The sequence below is a fragment of the Vibrio ouci genome (assembly GCF_004551525.1).
Lineage (GTDB): Bacteria > Pseudomonadota > Gammaproteobacteria > Enterobacterales > Vibrionaceae > Vibrio > Vibrio ouci.
On the sequence record NZ_SATR01000034.1, the window covers coordinates 33860 to 50306 of the forward strand.

The window sequence follows — 16447 nt, forward strand, 5'->3', positions numbered from 1 at the left end:
CAATAACTTGAGGCTCTATTCTTATTCTTTTTGTAATAGGTATTAGTTTATTGCCGATGCAGACTTAACATCTGAGATCATCTGTTCTGTTGCACGCATACCAGAAATTGATAGATACCAAGCATTAATGTCTAAGTAAGCCATTTTCTTATTTTGGTAAGCATCCGTCGCTTTCACTAGGTCGTTCTCAAAATCACGTTTTACTGTGCTTGGTTTACCTTTGTTGATTAGGACATCTTTATCGATGATCAGTAGCGTGTCTGGGTTTTTCTCGCGAATGAACTCATACGATACTAGATCGCCATGACGGCTTTCTTTAATACCTGCGACGGTTTCTTTAAAGCCGAAGTCTTTGTAAATAGCAGAAAAGCGAGATTGTGTGCTAAACGTAGTAATGTTGCCACCCGCGCTCATTACAGTCAGAGCATCGGTGTTGTTTTGCTGGTTCGACTTACTGATCGCTTTGAATTGACTATCAAGTTGTTCGATTTTCTTCTCTACGAAGTCTTGCTTTTCGAACACTTCACCTAGGTTGCGCCATTGTTCTTGTGTGCTCGCCCAATAACCCTTCTTGGCGTCTGATGCGTAAACAATCGTTGGTGCAATTTCTGAAAGCTCTTTGAACTTAGACGCAGCACGGGTACCAATAATGATTAGATCCGGTTTTTGCGTGTAGATGGTTTCGAAATCTGGTTCATGTAGGCTGCCTGCCGAAACAAACTTGTAGTCACGGTATTCTGATAGGTAATCAGGGAACATGCTTACGGTAGAAATAGCTACAGGTTCAATACCAAATGCCTTCACGGTATCAAGTGCGCCTAGGCCAATAACCACCACGCGTTCAGGGTTTGATTCTACTTTCGTTGTGCCCTGCGCATGTTCAATCTCGACCATTTTTGCTTGAGCGCCAAACGCTAGTAATCCCGTCACTAGCACTGCTGCAGACATTTTCATTGTTAGACTCCATAATTACAAATGCAATGCATTATCATTTAGATTTGTAGTTATGTCATCTTCCATTTACGTTTTTTACATTCATCACTTTAATGTAAAGCACCATTACTTGAATTACAGGCACAAAAAAGGGGCTCAAGGCCCCTTATTAACAATCATGATCTGTTAGAAGAAATCTATCGAGCCACGCCCATTGCTGTTCTTTGACTTGCTCTCAGGTTTGTCTTGTTGAACATTTTTCTTCTGTTTAGAGGTGTTAGCTGATGGTGATTTCGCCTTCTTTTCAGTTTTCTTGGCAGGTTTTTTCTCTGCTTTCTTTTCTTGCTTTACTGGCTTATCTTCCGGCTCTGTCACCGGCGCATCACACACAACAACGTAATATTCTTGGTTAAACTCGAAGAAATCTCCATCATACATTTTACGACGTTTTCTTGTTTCTAGTTCACCATTAACAGCGACATAACCCTCAGAAATAAGGTGTTTAGCTTCACCGCCGCCACCGACTAAGTTAGCAATTTTAAACACTTTATAGAGCTCGATCGGATGTGAAGACACCTCGATGCCGATCGCTTCAATCTCTATTTCTTCGCCTTGTTCGTAGTCTTGGCTCATACCGTACCTTGGGTAGATTTACTCACAAAGGTGAGAGTCTAATCTCAATACTTCGATAAATAAACTAAAGTTACAAATAAGTATAAAATACTTGTAAGGTAGAATCGCGTTGAGATGGTTACTTTTCATTAGTCTTTTTTTCAGTACGATGAGTGCTGCTTATCATCCACCAATAAAGGTGGTGGTCTATGGCGACAGTAGCTATCCTCCATACAGCTATTTGAGCAACGGCCAGCCTGCAGGAATTTACGTCGACATATTACAAGCGGTGTTTGAGGCCATGCCTCGCTATCAAGTTCAGATTCAATTAGTGCCGTGGAAACGAGGTCTTAAACTGCTCGAAGTTGGCGAAGGCTTTGCGTTGTTTCCTCCCTACCTTTATCCAGATCAACGGCTTTATATCTCTCCTTACTCAAACCCCATTATCAAAGAAGAAGTATCCGTTTTTTGTTCTCGCGAAACGGCTGCTAACCGAGAACTCTCTTCTTGGCCAACAAGCTACTTTGGCTTAACCATTGGCATCAATGAATCGTTTTCTTTAGGTGGCAGAGAGTTCTGGCAGGCCGTAAAAAAGGGCCAAATACAGATTAAAGAAACCCAAGGCAACCGAGACAACATTCTTAATTTGCACAACGACAAAGTCGATTGCTATATCAACGACCGTATCTCAACCTTGTGGGAAATAAAGCAACTGATATTAGAAGGGTCTTTGCCTAAAGACTGGAAGGTAATAGAGAGCACGTCTGTCTCTAGTGAACAAGGCTATCTTGGCTTTACCAACGTCACCCCGGAACGCTACCCATATAAAGATGATTTTATTGACAACTTCAACACAAGCCTTGAAAAGCTAAAGCAGGATGGCACGTTAGAATCAATCCTCCACCACTATGATCTTAGTGACTAAGCTCTGACATAGTTGACTTTTTTCTGACTGATTTTCCGATTTGGAAAATTTGCCTTTCCCCCTTTTCCGTCAGTTATGCCTTACATTACACCCCGCTCAACGAACACATTAATAATTCGAAACAAATCAGTCAGTGGAGACAATGTATATGCCTATTTCTAAAGCCTTAGTTATCGACAGTCAACCAATCATGCGCGAAGCCATTGGCCAAATCATTCATGATTTATCGGTCAGTACCCAAGTCTATCAAGCATCATCTTCATCGTTTGGTTTGCAGATTATTAATAACCACCCTATTGACCTTGTCATTCTCGATGTTGACCTTCAAGGCTCTGACGGTTTTGAATTTGTTCGACGCTCACGAGCACACGGCTACCGCGGCAAGATCCTATTTATTTCTGCCAATCAACATCCAATGTTTTCCAACACGGCTAAACAAATTGGCGCGAATGGCTACATCACTAAAGCCGAAAACACATCAATGTTGAAAGAAGCAATTGTTAGCGTAACCCGTGGCTTTAGCGTATTTAAAAATGACGAAGCGAACACAACCCGTCGACATACAAAACTGTCAAAGCGCGAGACGATCGTATTCAATTACCTGTTAAAAGGTTATACCAATAAGCAGATTTCAGAAATACTGACTCTAAGCTCAAAAACTATCAGTACTTATAAGTCACGTATCTTAGATAAGTATAAAGTAGACTCTATTGTGGAGTTGATTCGACTTCAGCAGCATGTCAATGTAGATATGTCTGAGCTTAAAAAAGATGCCGCTTAATCATATCAACAATAATGTTGTGCATCGGATTACCGTAGTTAACTAGCTTATAGTTAGCGACAACCGATGGCGGGTGCTCTAACTGCAGCTCTTCAGGTAACACAGTGGTTTGACACTGAGTACAAGACGTTATCTGACGAACTGCAGGGAGCAATGTTGCACACTCAATTTCCTCGAGCACGTCAAACAGACAGGTAATATTGTCTACCGTAGCAATCTTATTCACTTCTAGGCCATTAGATTGTAGGGCTCTTCGGCCAACTTGCACTTTATCGCGCCAACCTTTCATTTCCATCAAGATATACGGCATAGAGAGCTTTTCTTCTAATGAGCGCTCTGCGTATTTCTTAGAGCAAACAATCGCAGCCTTGTACTTACCAAGGTGGTTTTGATAAATGGTTTTGGTCAGCTCTTCATTGAAGTATTGAATACCCAAGTCGATATTGTCATCCAAAATGTCATTGATCGAAGTATCAGACCAAGTCGTAATTGATATTTTCGCTTTTGGAAAGGTGCTAAGTAACTCTAGGAGTAAGTCTTTACCTACTAAGTATTGAGCAAGGCTAGGCAATGCGATAGAAATCGTCTTTTCGTAACTGGCAGGGTCAAACTCTTCATGTTGCACAGCCTCGCCAATCAGGTTAAGACCCGCCGAAATTTTCGGCAACAGATTGATGGTGTAATCTGTCGGTTCAAACTCGAACGCACCACGAACAAAAAGCGGATCATCAAGTTGTTCCCGAAGTTTGGCGAGATGCTTACTCACTGCACTTTCTGTTTTACCTAACTCTTTCGCTACAGGCTTTAGTTGACGGTGCTTATCAAGCAGCGGTAATACCTTAAGAAGATTAAGGTCAAGCTGAGATTTCATTCTCACTCCATAGAGATATTGTTGAGTTTAGGTGCATAAAAATGCGACAAACTAGCGAGGAAACAACGCCTTAGCATGGCTCGTATCGGTAGGCAAATTTACCATTTATTCAATTTGAGTGAAACAAGTAGAGTTCATTTTCGGTACGATCGTTTAATTAAATTTCAACTGTTTCGCTCAACCAGTGAGCTCCAGTTAATGTTTTTTAATCATATAGCCAAGATTAGTATCAATTTGATAGGAATTCATAAATATTTCATGTATTACTCTAACTATAGATTTGTAACATCACTCTCTTGTTTAAATAGGTAAACGCTCGTCAATGTCGCAACCCATCAAAAGCATTCAACCTCGACCAAAGATAACACTTGTCTCTGAATTGAGTGTCGATCGCAATGATGAAAACGCCGAGCTACCTATCGGTCTCACTGGCGCTCAGCTCGATGACCTAATGGATAACCAATTTTGTCACATGGTTGATGTGATGAATGACGGTATTTTCTATATGGCTGATACCGAACATGTCTGTTTATATAACCCCTCTTTCTATTCGAAGTTTGGCATTCAATCAGGCCATACCTGCTTACAAGATTGGCTCGATTTAGTTCATCCACTTGACCGAGACTCTTTACGCGACGAGGTCGGAGATCATATTCAAGACAACGAATCGAGAGTCACTACTCAATATCGTATCCGCTCTAAAAATGGGCAGTACGTTTGGCTTGAAGGCACGGCGATAACCAAAACGGTCAATGGCAAACGGTTTATGATTGGCTGCCATAAAGATATTTCCGACCGTAAGCTGATGGAAACCTATGTGCAGCAATCCTCGCTTCGCGACGGGGCCTCGGGGTTATCAAACGAACAAAAATTAGTGATGGACTTAGATGACCTATCGGCTAATGAAAGCTACCACTTGATGTATGTTCAGCTCGATAACGCTCGCTCGTACCAAGTTGTCTATGGTTCACAAATAGTTCGCAACATGCTTTCCCATCTAGCGAACACCTTGAATCGCTTTCCGGATAAGTTTGTTGATTTGTATCGAATTCAATCTCATGACTTCGCTATTCTTCTCTACGGGCAATATGACGAGGCAGAGTTAAAAGAGCTCGCTCTACGCATACATACTGCATATCAAGAGTCGATCAAGGCCATAGATCTGTTATTCACGACTGACATCAGTGTCGGCATCTACCCTCATATTTCTCGCCACGAGAACCCAGGAGAAGTCGTTAAAATTGCCGCGCAAACTAGTCAGTTTGCCAATAAGCAAAAAGACTGTTTCATTCGTGTTTATACGGGTTCGACAAAAGCTAAAGTGGATCGATACTTCTTTATCGAACAAGAACTGGCGAATGCGCTTAATAGCGGCAAACTTTCGGTCAAATTCCAGCCTATCATTTGCTCTCAATCTCAACGCATTGCGAGCTTTGAAAGTCTGGTTCGATGGAAAAGTGATGAGCTCGGAGAACTTTATCCGGATGAATTTATCTCTGTCGCAGAAAAGAATGGCTTAATCAGTGAGCTGGGCTATTTTGTTTTTGATAGAGCTTGCCAGTTTATTAAGCAGTATCAGTTAACGCATACTGGTGATGTACGTGTGAACGTTAATGTGTCTGTTCTCCAGTTACTCAGCCAACAATTCCCCCAAGAATTAATGCGCCTCGCTAACCAACATGGCATCAAGAGCTCCTCTATCGTTCTTGAACTTACCGAAACAATCAGTCTGGATGATAACAAGAGCGCTATTACTCAATTAAACGTCCTCAAAGATTTAGGGTTTCAGCTTTCTCTTGATGACTTTGGCGCCGGTTATAGCTCACTGAACAGTTTCTTCGATCTCCCTCTTTCACAGATTAAAATCGACAAGTCGATCGCTTGGCGTTCACTTGAAAACCCAGTGACATTCGAATACCTGTCATTTATTACTAATTTATGTAATTCGTACGGCATCGATATCGTCATTGAAGGTATTGAAGATGCAGCTATGCAGCGTGTATTTACCGATATGGGCGCGTCTTACCTACAAGGCTATTGGTTTTCTAAACCCCTTTCTCTTGCGAGTGCTAGTCACTACACAAAAGTCTAATCGTACGCATCTCAAATTTAAGACACATTCACCAAGATCATATTTCCATTTGACTAATAAACCAAAGTTGTAGAGAATTCGCACAAATTTATAAAAGCATGTTCATGCTTCACGTATTACGTGTGCTGTATCAAGGATAGATACTAAAGTCTAAAATCAATAACTTAGGCTTTGAACAAGGAGAGATTAACCTTGCTCCGGAGAAGAAAGTGTCTATTCAATACCGCCAAATTCTAAGTACTCTATTCGCCTGCACTGCTCTTGTGTCATCGACGGCATTTGCTTATAGCAATTCGTCACTTTGGTACCCAAGCACTGACATTCACATGCCTAAGTCGACCACTGTTGACCGCTTGGACAATGGCTTAAGATACGTTGTTCTTCCTACGACTCGTAGCTCCGATGAAGTATCAATCCGTGTGCGTGTTAATGCAGGTGTTGCACAAGAAAATAATCACTTTCCAACTGCACGTATTGTGGCTTTAGATACCATTCAAGGCACTAACTGGCACGTATCAACTGACTACCAGCAAACTGTCTTTGATATTGATTTTGCATCCGCGACAAGCAGTGACATCGAGAAAGCACTTGAGGTGCTTTATGCAGGTTTAACCCAAGAAGTTAAACAACCAAACGCTGAGCAGTTGTTAGAGTCAGCACAAGATTCTCTCACTGACATCGATGAATTAATTAGTCAGCGCCACCTAGACACATTAACTCAGGCGCTAGCCCCTCTAGACGAGCAGTCATTAAGCCAAACGCCATTAGAGTCAGTAAAAGAGTTTAAACAGACTTACTTCACACCAAAGCAAGTATCAATTGTTGTGGTTGGTGGTATTAAGAAAAAATCGGCTATTAAGTCGATTGAACGTCAGTTCTCATTATGGAACACAACCACTCAAGAGCAATCTTTACACTCTACCCCACAGCTTGAGCTTATCAGCAAGGCAGAAGAAGCAAGCCCAATTACTATTAGCTCTTTGAGTACATTTCACGATGAAGAAGACAGTAAACTTCATCGCAAAGAACTTCTGATGACAACGCTCGCTAACAAAATGCTAGAGCAGCGCATCCAAGAAGCGCTAAGCGAGCAACATCTGCAAGCTCAAGTGGACGTAGACAACCAAGTGCTATTTGATCATCGCCTACTATCTCAAGTGCGTGTGGCAAACCTTGAAGAAACGGATAAAGTTGAAGTAAAGAAAGTCGTGCAGTCAGAGATTAAACGCGCCCTCGCGTCAGGCTTTACCCAAACTGAATACGAAATGGTTGTTAGCCAAGTTCGTAAACAGCTTGAACGCCAGACTCGCTTGAACGATCCAGATAACTACACGCGTAATCAAGCGGATCGTGTTGTTGCAGCCATTGATAGCGGCAGCGTTTATACTGCGCCTTCATACGACTTAGACTTGCTCAACTTCCACGTCGCTCACCTAAATGAGTTCGACATTAGCAAAGAGTTCGAGCATAATTGGTCAACCGCATCCAGCGTGATTATGTAATACAAAAAAAGCTGCCCATCTCCGGCAGCTTTTTTAATACCTTAATACCAATATTGGCTAGACCATGGATAGGTCGACTAACTGACGCGTATAGGCTTGCTGAGGCTGGGTGAAGAGCTGCAACGTATCGCCCTGCTCTATAATCTCACCTTGCTTCATCACGATCGTGTAATGACACAAAGACTTCACCACACTTAAATCATGACTGATAAAGAGGTATGTTAGCTTGTATTTTTCTTGTAATGATTTGAGTAAATCGAGCACTTGAGCTTGCACAGTTCTATCCAACGAAGACGTTGGTTCATCAAGAAGGATAAACTCGGGCTTTAAGATCAGGGCGCGTGCAATAGCGATCCTTTGTCGTTGGCCACCAGAGAACTCGTTGGGATAACGATGGCGTGTCTCCGGATCCAAATCGACTTCCATCATTACTTCACAAATGCGCTGATCAATTTCGTCATCATCAATTTCCTGATGAACTCTAAGACCTTCACCGATCACTTGGGCTACTGACATGCGCGGATTTAATGCTGAGAACGGGTCTTGGAAAACAACCTGCATCTTACTTCGATAAGGCAGCATGGCTTTTCTGTCTAAACCTTGTAGCTCAACACCCTTGTAGGCGACAGAACCTTCAGACTTAAGTAATTTGAGTATCGCCATTCCGGTCGTCGATTTACCAGAGCCACTCTCTCCAACCAGCCCTATCGAATGTCCTTCTTTCAATGTAAAAGCCATATCGGTCACGGCTTTTACATGCGCTACCACGCGCTTGAAGATCCCCCCAGTAATGGGAAACCAGACTCGAAGCTGGCTCACTTCTAACAGTGGATGCGCTTCTTGACTGACTGGAACAGGTAAGCCTTTCGGGTCTGAGTTTATTAACTGTTTGGTATAAGGGTGTGTCGGCGCAGTGAATACGTTATGACAAGCTCCTGTTTCAACTAATCGGCCATGCTGCATGACCGCAACCGTATCAGCAATGCGCCTAACGATACTAAGGTCATGTGTAATAAATAACATTGCCATGCCTAGCTCTTGCTGCAGCTCTTTGAGCAGATCCAATATCTGCGCCTGTACCGATACATCTAATGCTGTGGTTGGCTCATCAGCTATCAGCAGTTCAGGTTCATTGATTAACGCCATAGCGATCATGACACGCTGTCGCTCTCCGCCCGATAACTCGTGCGGATAGGCATTCACCTTCTGTTCCGGGTAACGGATACCTACTTTGGCTAACCACTCGACGGCAAGCTGCTCTGCGGCTCTTTGCCTCATACCTCTATGAATGGCTAACGTTTCGACAAGTTGCTTGCCAATTTTATGCAGTGGATTTAATGACACCATCGGCTCTTGGAAAATCATACCGATGCGCCCACCACGCATGCCTCTTAGCGAGCGTTCTGAACAACTCAGCATATCGACACCATCAAAATCTATCGACCCTGATAAGTAGTGTGACGACCCTTTAGGCAAGAGTTTTAAAATGGAGTTGGCCGTTACTGACTTGCCTGAACCACTCTCTCCCACTAAAGCGAGCGTTTCACCTTTCTTAATCGACAGCGATACATCGTGAGTAACCGCCTCAACGTCATTTTTTCGGCCAAATCCAACCGAAAGCCCATTAATGGATAATACTGTTTCAGCCATGCTTATCGTCCTTGGTGATGGGGATCAAACGCGTCACGTACCGCTTCACCGACAAACACCAACAAAGTCAGCATGACAGATAAAACAAAAAACGCAGAAAAGCCAAGCCACGGAGCTTGTAGGTTTGACTTACCTTGCGCAAGGAGTTCACCTAATGAAGGAGACCCTGCTGGCAAACCGAAACCAAGGAAATCAAGAGACGTCAGTGTCGTCACCGAACCTGAGAGGATAAATGGCATCATGGTCAACGACGCAACCATCGCATTGGGCAGCATATGGCGCAGCATAATGCGTTTGTCAGACACGCCCATAGCCTGCGCGGCACGAACATAATCGAAATTTCGACAACGTAGGAACTCGGCGCGGACAATCCCGACCAAACTCATCCAGCTAAATGCCACCATTATGCCGAGCAACCACCAGAAGTTAGGCTCAACAAAACTCGACAAGATAATCAGTAAGAAGAGCGTCGGCATGCCCGACCAGACTTCGATAAAGCGTTGACCAAAGAGATCTAACCAACCTCCGTAGTAGCCTTGCGTCGCGCCCACCGCAACGCCAATCACACTCGAAACTATGGTCAGGACAAAGCCGAACAGTACTGAAATTCTAAAGCCATAGATGATCCTTGCTAAGACATCGCGCCCTTTGTCGTCTGTCCCGAGCCAGTTCACACTGTCAGGGGCTGACGGGACTGAACCGCTGATATTGAAATTGATCGTGTCGTAGCTAAAACGAATAAGCGGCCAAATGATGTAGCCTTGCTCTTCGATAAGCTCGATGACATAAGGGTCGGTATAGTCAGCTTCAGTTTCGAACTCGCCACCAAACTCAGTTTCAGCATATTGATTGATGATTGGGTAATACCATTGGCTCTCGTATTCCACTAATAGCGGCTTATCATTAGCGATGATTTCTGCAAACAAACTCAGCACAAATAGAGTCATGAAAATCCATAATGACCAGAACCCACGTCGATTGGCTTTAAACCTTAGCCACCTAGCTTCATTTAATGGATTTGGTGTTTTTTTCTTCCGCATCAACGCGCCTCAAAATCAATTCTAGGGTCGACCCATGTATAGGTAAGGTCAGAGATAATGCTTAGAATCAGTCCCAATAAAGTCATGATATACAAAGAGCTAAACACCACAGGATAATCACGTTGGATCGTCGACTCAAAACCAAGTAAGCCAATACCCTCCAAAGAGAACATCACTTCAATTAGCATCGAACCAGTAAAGAAGATACTGATAAACGCCGCAGGAAAGCCTGCAATAATGATTAGCATCGCATTACGAAATACGTGTTTGTAGAGGATATCGCGTTCATTAAGACCTTTTGCCCTTGCGGTCACGACATATTGCTTATTAATTTCATCTAGGAATGAGTTTTTCGTCAGCATACTCAGCGTTGCAAAGCCACCAATCACCATCGCAAAGATAGGCAGTGCCAAATGCCAAAAGTAATCAATGATTTGTTCGTACCAAGTGAGCTGTTCGAAATTACTTGATACCAAACCTCGCAAAGGGAACCAGCTAAAGTAGTTACCACTAGCGAAAAGAATGATCAGGATAATTGCGAATAGGAAACCAGGAATCGCGTAGCCGACAATGACGACAGCGCTTGACCAAATATCAAATCGGCTGCCATGGTGAATCGCCTTTAACACGCCAAGCGGAATCGAAATCAGGTAGATGATTAAGGTACTCCACAAGCCCAAAGAGATGGATACCGGCAAACGCTCGACAATCAGATCTATCACGTTACCGCCTTTAAACAGGCTTTCACCAAAGTTAAACGTGGCGTAGTTTTTCAGCATGTCGAAGTAACGCTCATGCATGGGTTTATCAAAACCAAACTGCTTTTTGATCGCTTCAACTACTTCTGGGTCTAAGCCTCGTGAACCTTTGTAGCCTGACGCATCTGCCTCATCGCCAGTGCTTAAGTCTACTTCGCTACCACCACCAGCAAAGCGCTCCATGATGCCTGATGTATGACCTTCAAGTTGAGCAATCGCCTGCTCTACTGGCCCACCAGGTGCAATTTGAATAATGAAGAAGTTGATAGTGATGATCGCCCATAGCGTGGGGATCACCAGTAACAAACGTCGAAATATATAAGCAGCCATGTACCCTCTTTAACGACGTTTTTCAGGAAGCGCTTGGGCTTTATCTTTTGAAACCCACCAAGTATCTAAGCCAAGATCATATTTAGGTAAGATGTCTGGTCGCTCGAATTTATCCCACATAGCAACACGATACTCACCGACATGCCATTGAGGAATAATGTAGAAATTCCATTGAAGTACGCGATCTAACGCGCGACCTAATGTCAGTAGTGCTTCTGGGTCTTGTTGCTTCTTGGAAATCTCCATGGTTAAAAAATCCACCACAGGATCAGTGACTCCAGCGGTGTTATAAGTGGAGTCTAAATAGTTCGAGTTCCATGCGATCATTAAGTTAGGGCTTGGGTATGGATTCGCACTGTAGGCCGACGACACCATATCAAAGTCTCGGTCTCTTAAGCGCTTGATGTATTGAGTGGTGTCTACCGTACGGATTTTCATATCAATACCCATACGACTTAGGTTTTTCTGTACTGGAATCGCAATTCGCTCCGTCGTTGGACTGTATATCAGCAGTTCAAACGCGAGGGGCTCACCAGTCTCAACATTCGTCATAACTTTGTTTTTGAGCTCCCACCCCGCCTCTTTGAGCAGCTTAAACGCTGTACGCATTTGAGATCGGATTCGGCCAGAACCATCGGTCACTGGCGGCTGATATTCCTCAGAGTAAAGACGAGGTGGTAATTGTTCTTTAAACGGTTCCAACACCTTTTGCTCAGCGGCTGATGGCGTACCTTTCGCTTCGTAATCTGTGTTTTGGAAGTAGCTACGCGTACGACTGTATTGGCCGTAAAACATGTTCTTGTTCATCCACTCAAAGTCCATCGCATAAGTCAGCGCTTCACGGACGTTAGGGTCGTTGAACATGGCTCGCTTGGTATTAAATACAAAGGCTTGAGTATTCTCTGGCTTCTGATGAGGTATCTCTGATTTGGAAATATACCCTTTGTCGAAGTTCACCCCGGTATAGGAGTTGGCCCAAAACTTAGCTGAATTTTCTAAGCGGAAGTCGAACTCACCCGCTTTGAAGGCTTCAAGCATCACAGTGTCATCACGATAGTAATCGTACTGAACCTGTTTAAAATTATTACGACCTATATTGACGGGTAAATCCGCAGCCCAATAATCCTCAACTAACGAGTAAGTAACGCTCTGGCCAGATTTATAATCGGTGATCTTATACGCTGAGCTGCCAACTGGCGGGCTTGATAGAGGCTCGGATAAACTCTTGTCTTGCCAAAAATGCTTAGGTAACACACGAGTCCCTTGAGCAAAGCTGAACATTTTTTCGCGATTTGGCGTCACCATATCGATACGAACCGTTAGGTCATCTTTGGCTGTGACTGATTTGATGTCTTGATAATAAACGCGGTATTGAGGCACCCCTTCAGACATAAACTTTTCAAACGTAAAGGTGACGTCATGAGCGGTAATTGGCTTGCCATCGTGGAAACGAGCTTTAGGGTTGATATCAAGCTCTAGCCAAGAAAAGTCATCTGAGTAGCGAACACGCTCTGCGATCATTGGGTAGTAAGCGTCAATTTCATCGCTTGGAGAGAACATTAGGGTGTCGTAGAGTTCACCAGTCGCCGCAGCCGCGACACCTCGTGAGGCAAATCGGTTGAAGTTATCGTAGGTACCGACTCGGCCATAGGTGACTTTGCCGTACTTGGGCGCATCAGGGTTAACATAATCAAAGTGGGTGAATCCTTCGGCGTATTTGGCTTCCCCAAACCCCACTAGCGTCGTTGTCTCAACCACAGCGGCATAGCAACCAAACGTCGCTGTTGAAGCAACTAGCCCACCTAAAGCAATCTGTCGCCACATTTTCATACCCTAATCCCTCAGTCGTTTCCGTACAATCGCATAATATATAATAATTAATATATTAATAATTCAATTACTTGGGAAAGTATAGAAGCCCTTGGCGGTTTCTGTGAAGCAAATTAGTCAATGCTTATGCACCTGTTGAAATTTTAGGCGGATTTACACCCCATTAACGGAATGCTATGCTGAGTTCATTATAATTCAACTGGATATTGATATGATTCAATCGAACGGGTTGTTTGAATTTGGTCAGATTGAGCTAAATGAGCGACTAATTATGCTCTCTTTGAGTAGTGATACGCATCACCAGTGGAAGTCGAAGCTGCCGTATAACGTAGAGCAGCAGTTACGCTCAGAGATATATCCAGACTTACTGCGTCATTTTGATAACAATGACACCATTAGCCAAGTTATTGGCCACTTTGCCGTTCATCAAGCGATGGAGCAGTATTTTGATATTCTGTTCAATCAGAAGCTGGATCAGAACTATATAAATAGTATTTCAGACTACGCGCTTAAGCTTGCTAACCAACACATCACCCTCAGCCTATATTCGATCATTGCCTTTGAATTTAAGCGTTTAATCCTCAGCCGATACCGCGATTACGTTCAGTGCCCTTCCGCTATCGACATTCTCAATCGACGCCTCCAATTAGATATCATGCTGGTTATCGACTGTTTACATCACAAAGAACTCGAAGACGTCAAACGTTACGCAGCCTTGATGGAAGTTAAGGACAGCCTGACCGATCTTTATACGTACTCGACGTTTGTTGATGAAGTCGATCGAATTGTCGCTCACTGCCAACGAACGCAATCTTCAGCCCTGCTCGTTAAAGTCAATGTCAAAGAGTTGGATCAAATCAATCAGCAACATGGCTATTTGACCGGAAATCGAGTATTGCAAACATTTGCTTCAGCAACTCAAGAGTTCATCCGAAAGTCCGATCTATTGGCTCGTGGTGAAGATGATAACTTCTTCCTCATCATGCCTGACACCTGTAACGATGAAGCGCGAGTGATCTGCGAACGCATCATTGAAAACTTTGAGCGCAGCATTGATATCCCTGCTACGTTAAGGTTTGGTGCTGTCGCCTATGATCCTGAGCAAAACACGCCAATAGAACAACTGCTTTGCTTAGCTGATGAGCATTTAGATTTTGCCAGAGACCGCTCTAAGATCACCGACCAACATGAGTTCAGTGTCTACTTTCCAAACGCCAACAATGTTGTGCGCCTGATTAAATAACAAAGCCAGCGAATTCGCTGGCTTCTTTTAAATCATTTCTTTGGCAATCAAGTGCAATAGATAGGTTTCGCGCTCAATGCTCATACCTTTCTTTTCGCTCTTAGCGATGGTTTGCTCATTGTGCGCTATCGCTTCGTGGATATTCATCCAAACCGCTTTCATGCCGTTTTTAATTTCATAATCTTCATAGTTAGTTTCGCCTAACTCACGATCGATTTTGCATGTATAGCAGTAAGAGATCATGTGCATCACGTCGGCATCATCTTTGTACCATGGGCGGAACTCTTCAAAGATTCCAAATGGTTTAATGCCATGAATATTCTTAGCACCTGTTTCTTCTTCCAACTCACGCACCATACCAGCAATCATGTCTTCACCATCGTCTAAGCCACCGCCAGGAATGGTGTAGTCATGGTAGCGCTCAGTATAAAGCAACAAGATATCTTCACCATCGACGACAATCGCGCGCGCCGTATTGCGCTTAAAGATAATCTTATCGTCTAGGTGCTGAAGGTCTGGGTGTACAGTGGTTTTTAGGTGTCTCATGAAGCAATCTATTGGAAAATTTGTGCGATTCTAACACTAGCCGCGTGACGGATTCCAATTAGATTGCTTCTTGAATACCCTAGGCCAACTTGAACTTACGTATCATGCTAACCAGATTTTCAGACACCGATCTGAGCTCTCGCCCTGAACTGGCCATTTGCGATGATTCACCAGACACAGACGAAGCCATATCACTCAAACTAACCACGTTACGGTTAATGTCATTCACCGTCACCGTTTGCTGCTCGGCGGCCGTGGCAATATGCTGAGCCATCTCTTGAATGGTACGTACTTCCTGGTCAATTTGCGTCAGCGTTTCTCCCGCTTGGTTAGATAACTCTGCCGCTTGGTAGGCTTTACTTGCTCCTTGATTCATCACCTCCACGACATTTTCAGCCCCTACTTGGAGTCGTTCAACAATGCTCTGGATTTCTAATGTCGACTCTTGAGTGCGTTGAGACAAAGTACGCACCTCATCAGCGACGACAGCAAACCCTCTGCCTTGTTCACCCGCACGTGCTGCTTCAATTGCCGCATTTAACGCCAGCAAGTTGGTTTGCTCAGCCACTCCGCGGATCACCTCTAATACAGTATCAACATTACGAGCATCGGTTGCCAACTGTTGAACCGCTTCACTCGCGGCGCCAATTTGTTCAGATAGCTGATTCGCTTCGTCGACATTTTTTTGGATGATATTACGGCTGTTTTGCGTCTCTTTCGCCGCAAGACAGCTGGCATCGTTCGCTTCAGTGGTTCGTCCTGCAACCTCTTCAACGGTTGCCAGCATTTCTGTCATGGCCGTTGCGAGCATATCAACATCCGCTTGCTGCTGATTCAAACTGTCATCAATGTGATGCACTGAGTTAGATAGCTGCACTGCAGACGACGATACTTGAGATCCCGCATCATTAATATTGAGCATAATAGACTGGATAGATGCGACAAACTGATTGAAATAGCGCGACAAGTAAATCAGCTCTTTACTGCCCTCTTCTGGCAGCCTTTGGGTTAAGTCCCCTTCACCTTGAGCCAGTACTTTCATCGCTTTAAGGGTGCGCTTAAGCGGTGAGGTAATCGTCTTGATAAAATACCCGACCACAATCGACAGCACCAAAAGTATACCAACGGCATAACTGAGTGAGTTGAGTTCTGAACGCTGAGTTACCGACTGTAACGCATCCATGTTCGTGCGACCTGAAGTCGTATGAAGCGTTGTTCACCACGATAAGAGTGAACCATCTGTATCACCAGATGACCCTAGGTTCCTGAATAAAGCAGCGGAACCGACAATGTAACGAAACTCAGACGTTAGGCTGAGTGGGAGCGGAATCGTG

13 protein-coding genes and 1 pseudogene are annotated in these 16447 nt (G+C 43.9%); 5 read left to right on the forward strand and 9 right to left on the reverse strand.

Annotation, left to right across the window (positions count from 1 at the left end):
- Positions 1–42 precede the first annotated feature (42 nt).
- Together ELS82_RS18475 and ELS82_RS18480 are read right to left on the reverse strand one after the other, a co-directional pair.
- Entirely contained in the window at positions 43–954 is a 912-nt protein-coding gene (locus ELS82_RS18475) for a siderophore ABC transporter substrate-binding protein (protein ID WP_134836789.1), read from the reverse strand.
- 165 nt (positions 955–1119) lie between these two features.
- A complete protein-coding gene (locus tag ELS82_RS18480) occupies positions 1120–1566 on the reverse strand; it encodes an RNA-binding S4 domain-containing protein (RefSeq protein WP_134836790.1) in 447 nt (148 codons plus the stop codon).
- Positions 1567–1675: 109 nt separating this feature from the next.
- Between ELS82_RS18480 and ELS82_RS18485 the strand changes: the two genes are divergently transcribed.
- Together ELS82_RS18485 and ELS82_RS18490 are read left to right on the forward strand one after the other, a co-directional pair.
- Positions 1676–2470: a substrate-binding periplasmic protein gene (locus ELS82_RS18485; RefSeq protein WP_244230819.1), complete on the forward strand. Its 795-nt coding sequence runs from the start codon at positions 1676–1678 to the stop codon at positions 2468–2470.
- A 148-nt stretch (positions 2471–2618) separates the two neighbouring features.
- On the forward strand, positions 2619–3251 hold the full coding sequence (locus ELS82_RS18490; RefSeq protein ID WP_134836791.1) for a response regulator transcription factor: 633 nt from the start codon (positions 2619–2621) through the stop codon (positions 3249–3251).
- Here the strand turns inward: ELS82_RS18490 and ELS82_RS18495 are convergent.
- Entirely contained in the window at positions 3232–4122 is an 891-nt protein-coding gene (locus tag ELS82_RS18495; protein ID WP_134836792.1) for a LysR family transcriptional regulator, read from the reverse strand. The two genes, ELS82_RS18490 and ELS82_RS18495, sit on opposite strands and share 20 nt — an antisense overlap.
- 322 nt (positions 4123–4444) lie before the next feature.
- On the opposite strand from ELS82_RS18495, the gene ELS82_RS18500 reads away from it, so the two are divergent.
- Positions 4445–6214 carry an EAL domain-containing protein gene (locus ELS82_RS18500; protein ID WP_134836793.1) on the forward strand — a complete coding sequence of 590 codons (1770 nt, stop codon included), beginning with the start codon at positions 4445–4447 and terminating at the stop codon, positions 6212–6214.
- 209 nt (positions 6215–6423) lie between these two features.
- Positions 6424–7716 carry an insulinase family protein gene (locus ELS82_RS18505; protein WP_244230820.1) on the forward strand — a complete coding sequence of 431 codons (1293 nt, stop codon included), beginning with the start codon at positions 6424–6426 and terminating at the stop codon, positions 7714–7716.
- Positions 7717–7773: 57 nt separating this feature from the next.
- On the opposite strand, the gene yejF is transcribed toward ELS82_RS18505, so the two are convergent.
- The 4 genes from yejF to ELS82_RS18525 are packed head-to-tail and all read right to left on the reverse strand — an operon-like array spanning position 7774 to position 13318.
- Positions 7774–9366, reverse strand: a complete 1593-nt coding sequence (gene yejF / locus ELS82_RS18510) for a microcin C ABC transporter ATP-binding protein YejF (protein WP_134836794.1) — start codon at positions 9364–9366, stop codon at positions 7774–7776.
- Between the two features lie 2 nt (positions 9367–9368).
- On the reverse strand, positions 9369–10406 hold the full coding sequence (locus ELS82_RS18515; RefSeq protein ID WP_134836795.1) for an ABC transporter permease: 1038 nt from the start codon (positions 10404–10406) through the stop codon (positions 9369–9371).
- Positions 10406–11494 (reverse strand): microcin C ABC transporter permease YejB, encoded by a 1089-nt coding sequence (locus tag ELS82_RS18520; protein ID WP_134836796.1) that lies wholly within the window; start codon positions 11492–11494, stop codon positions 10406–10408. The genes ELS82_RS18515 and ELS82_RS18520 overlap by 1 nt, the downstream gene beginning before the upstream one ends.
- A 9-nt stretch (positions 11495–11503) precedes the next feature.
- Positions 11504–13318, reverse strand: a complete 1815-nt coding sequence (locus ELS82_RS18525) for an extracellular solute-binding protein (RefSeq protein ID WP_370447486.1) — start codon at positions 13316–13318, stop codon at positions 11504–11506.
- A 217-nt stretch (positions 13319–13535) separates the two neighbouring features.
- On the opposite strand from ELS82_RS18525, the gene ELS82_RS18530 reads away from it, so the two are divergent.
- Positions 13536–14567 (forward strand): GGDEF domain-containing protein, encoded by a 1032-nt coding sequence (locus ELS82_RS18530; protein ID WP_134836798.1) that lies wholly within the window; start codon positions 13536–13538, stop codon positions 14565–14567.
- A 27-nt stretch (positions 14568–14594) separates the two neighbouring features.
- On the opposite strand, the gene ELS82_RS18535 is transcribed toward ELS82_RS18530, so the two are convergent.
- Positions 14595–15113 (reverse strand): NUDIX hydrolase, encoded by a 519-nt coding sequence (locus tag ELS82_RS18535; protein WP_134836799.1) that lies wholly within the window; start codon positions 15111–15113, stop codon positions 14595–14597.
- 79 nt (positions 15114–15192) lie between these two features.
- Positions 15193–16299, reverse strand: a pseudogene (locus ELS82_RS18540) (methyl-accepting chemotaxis protein); the annotation flags it as partial.
- Positions 16300–16447 lie beyond the last annotated feature (148 nt).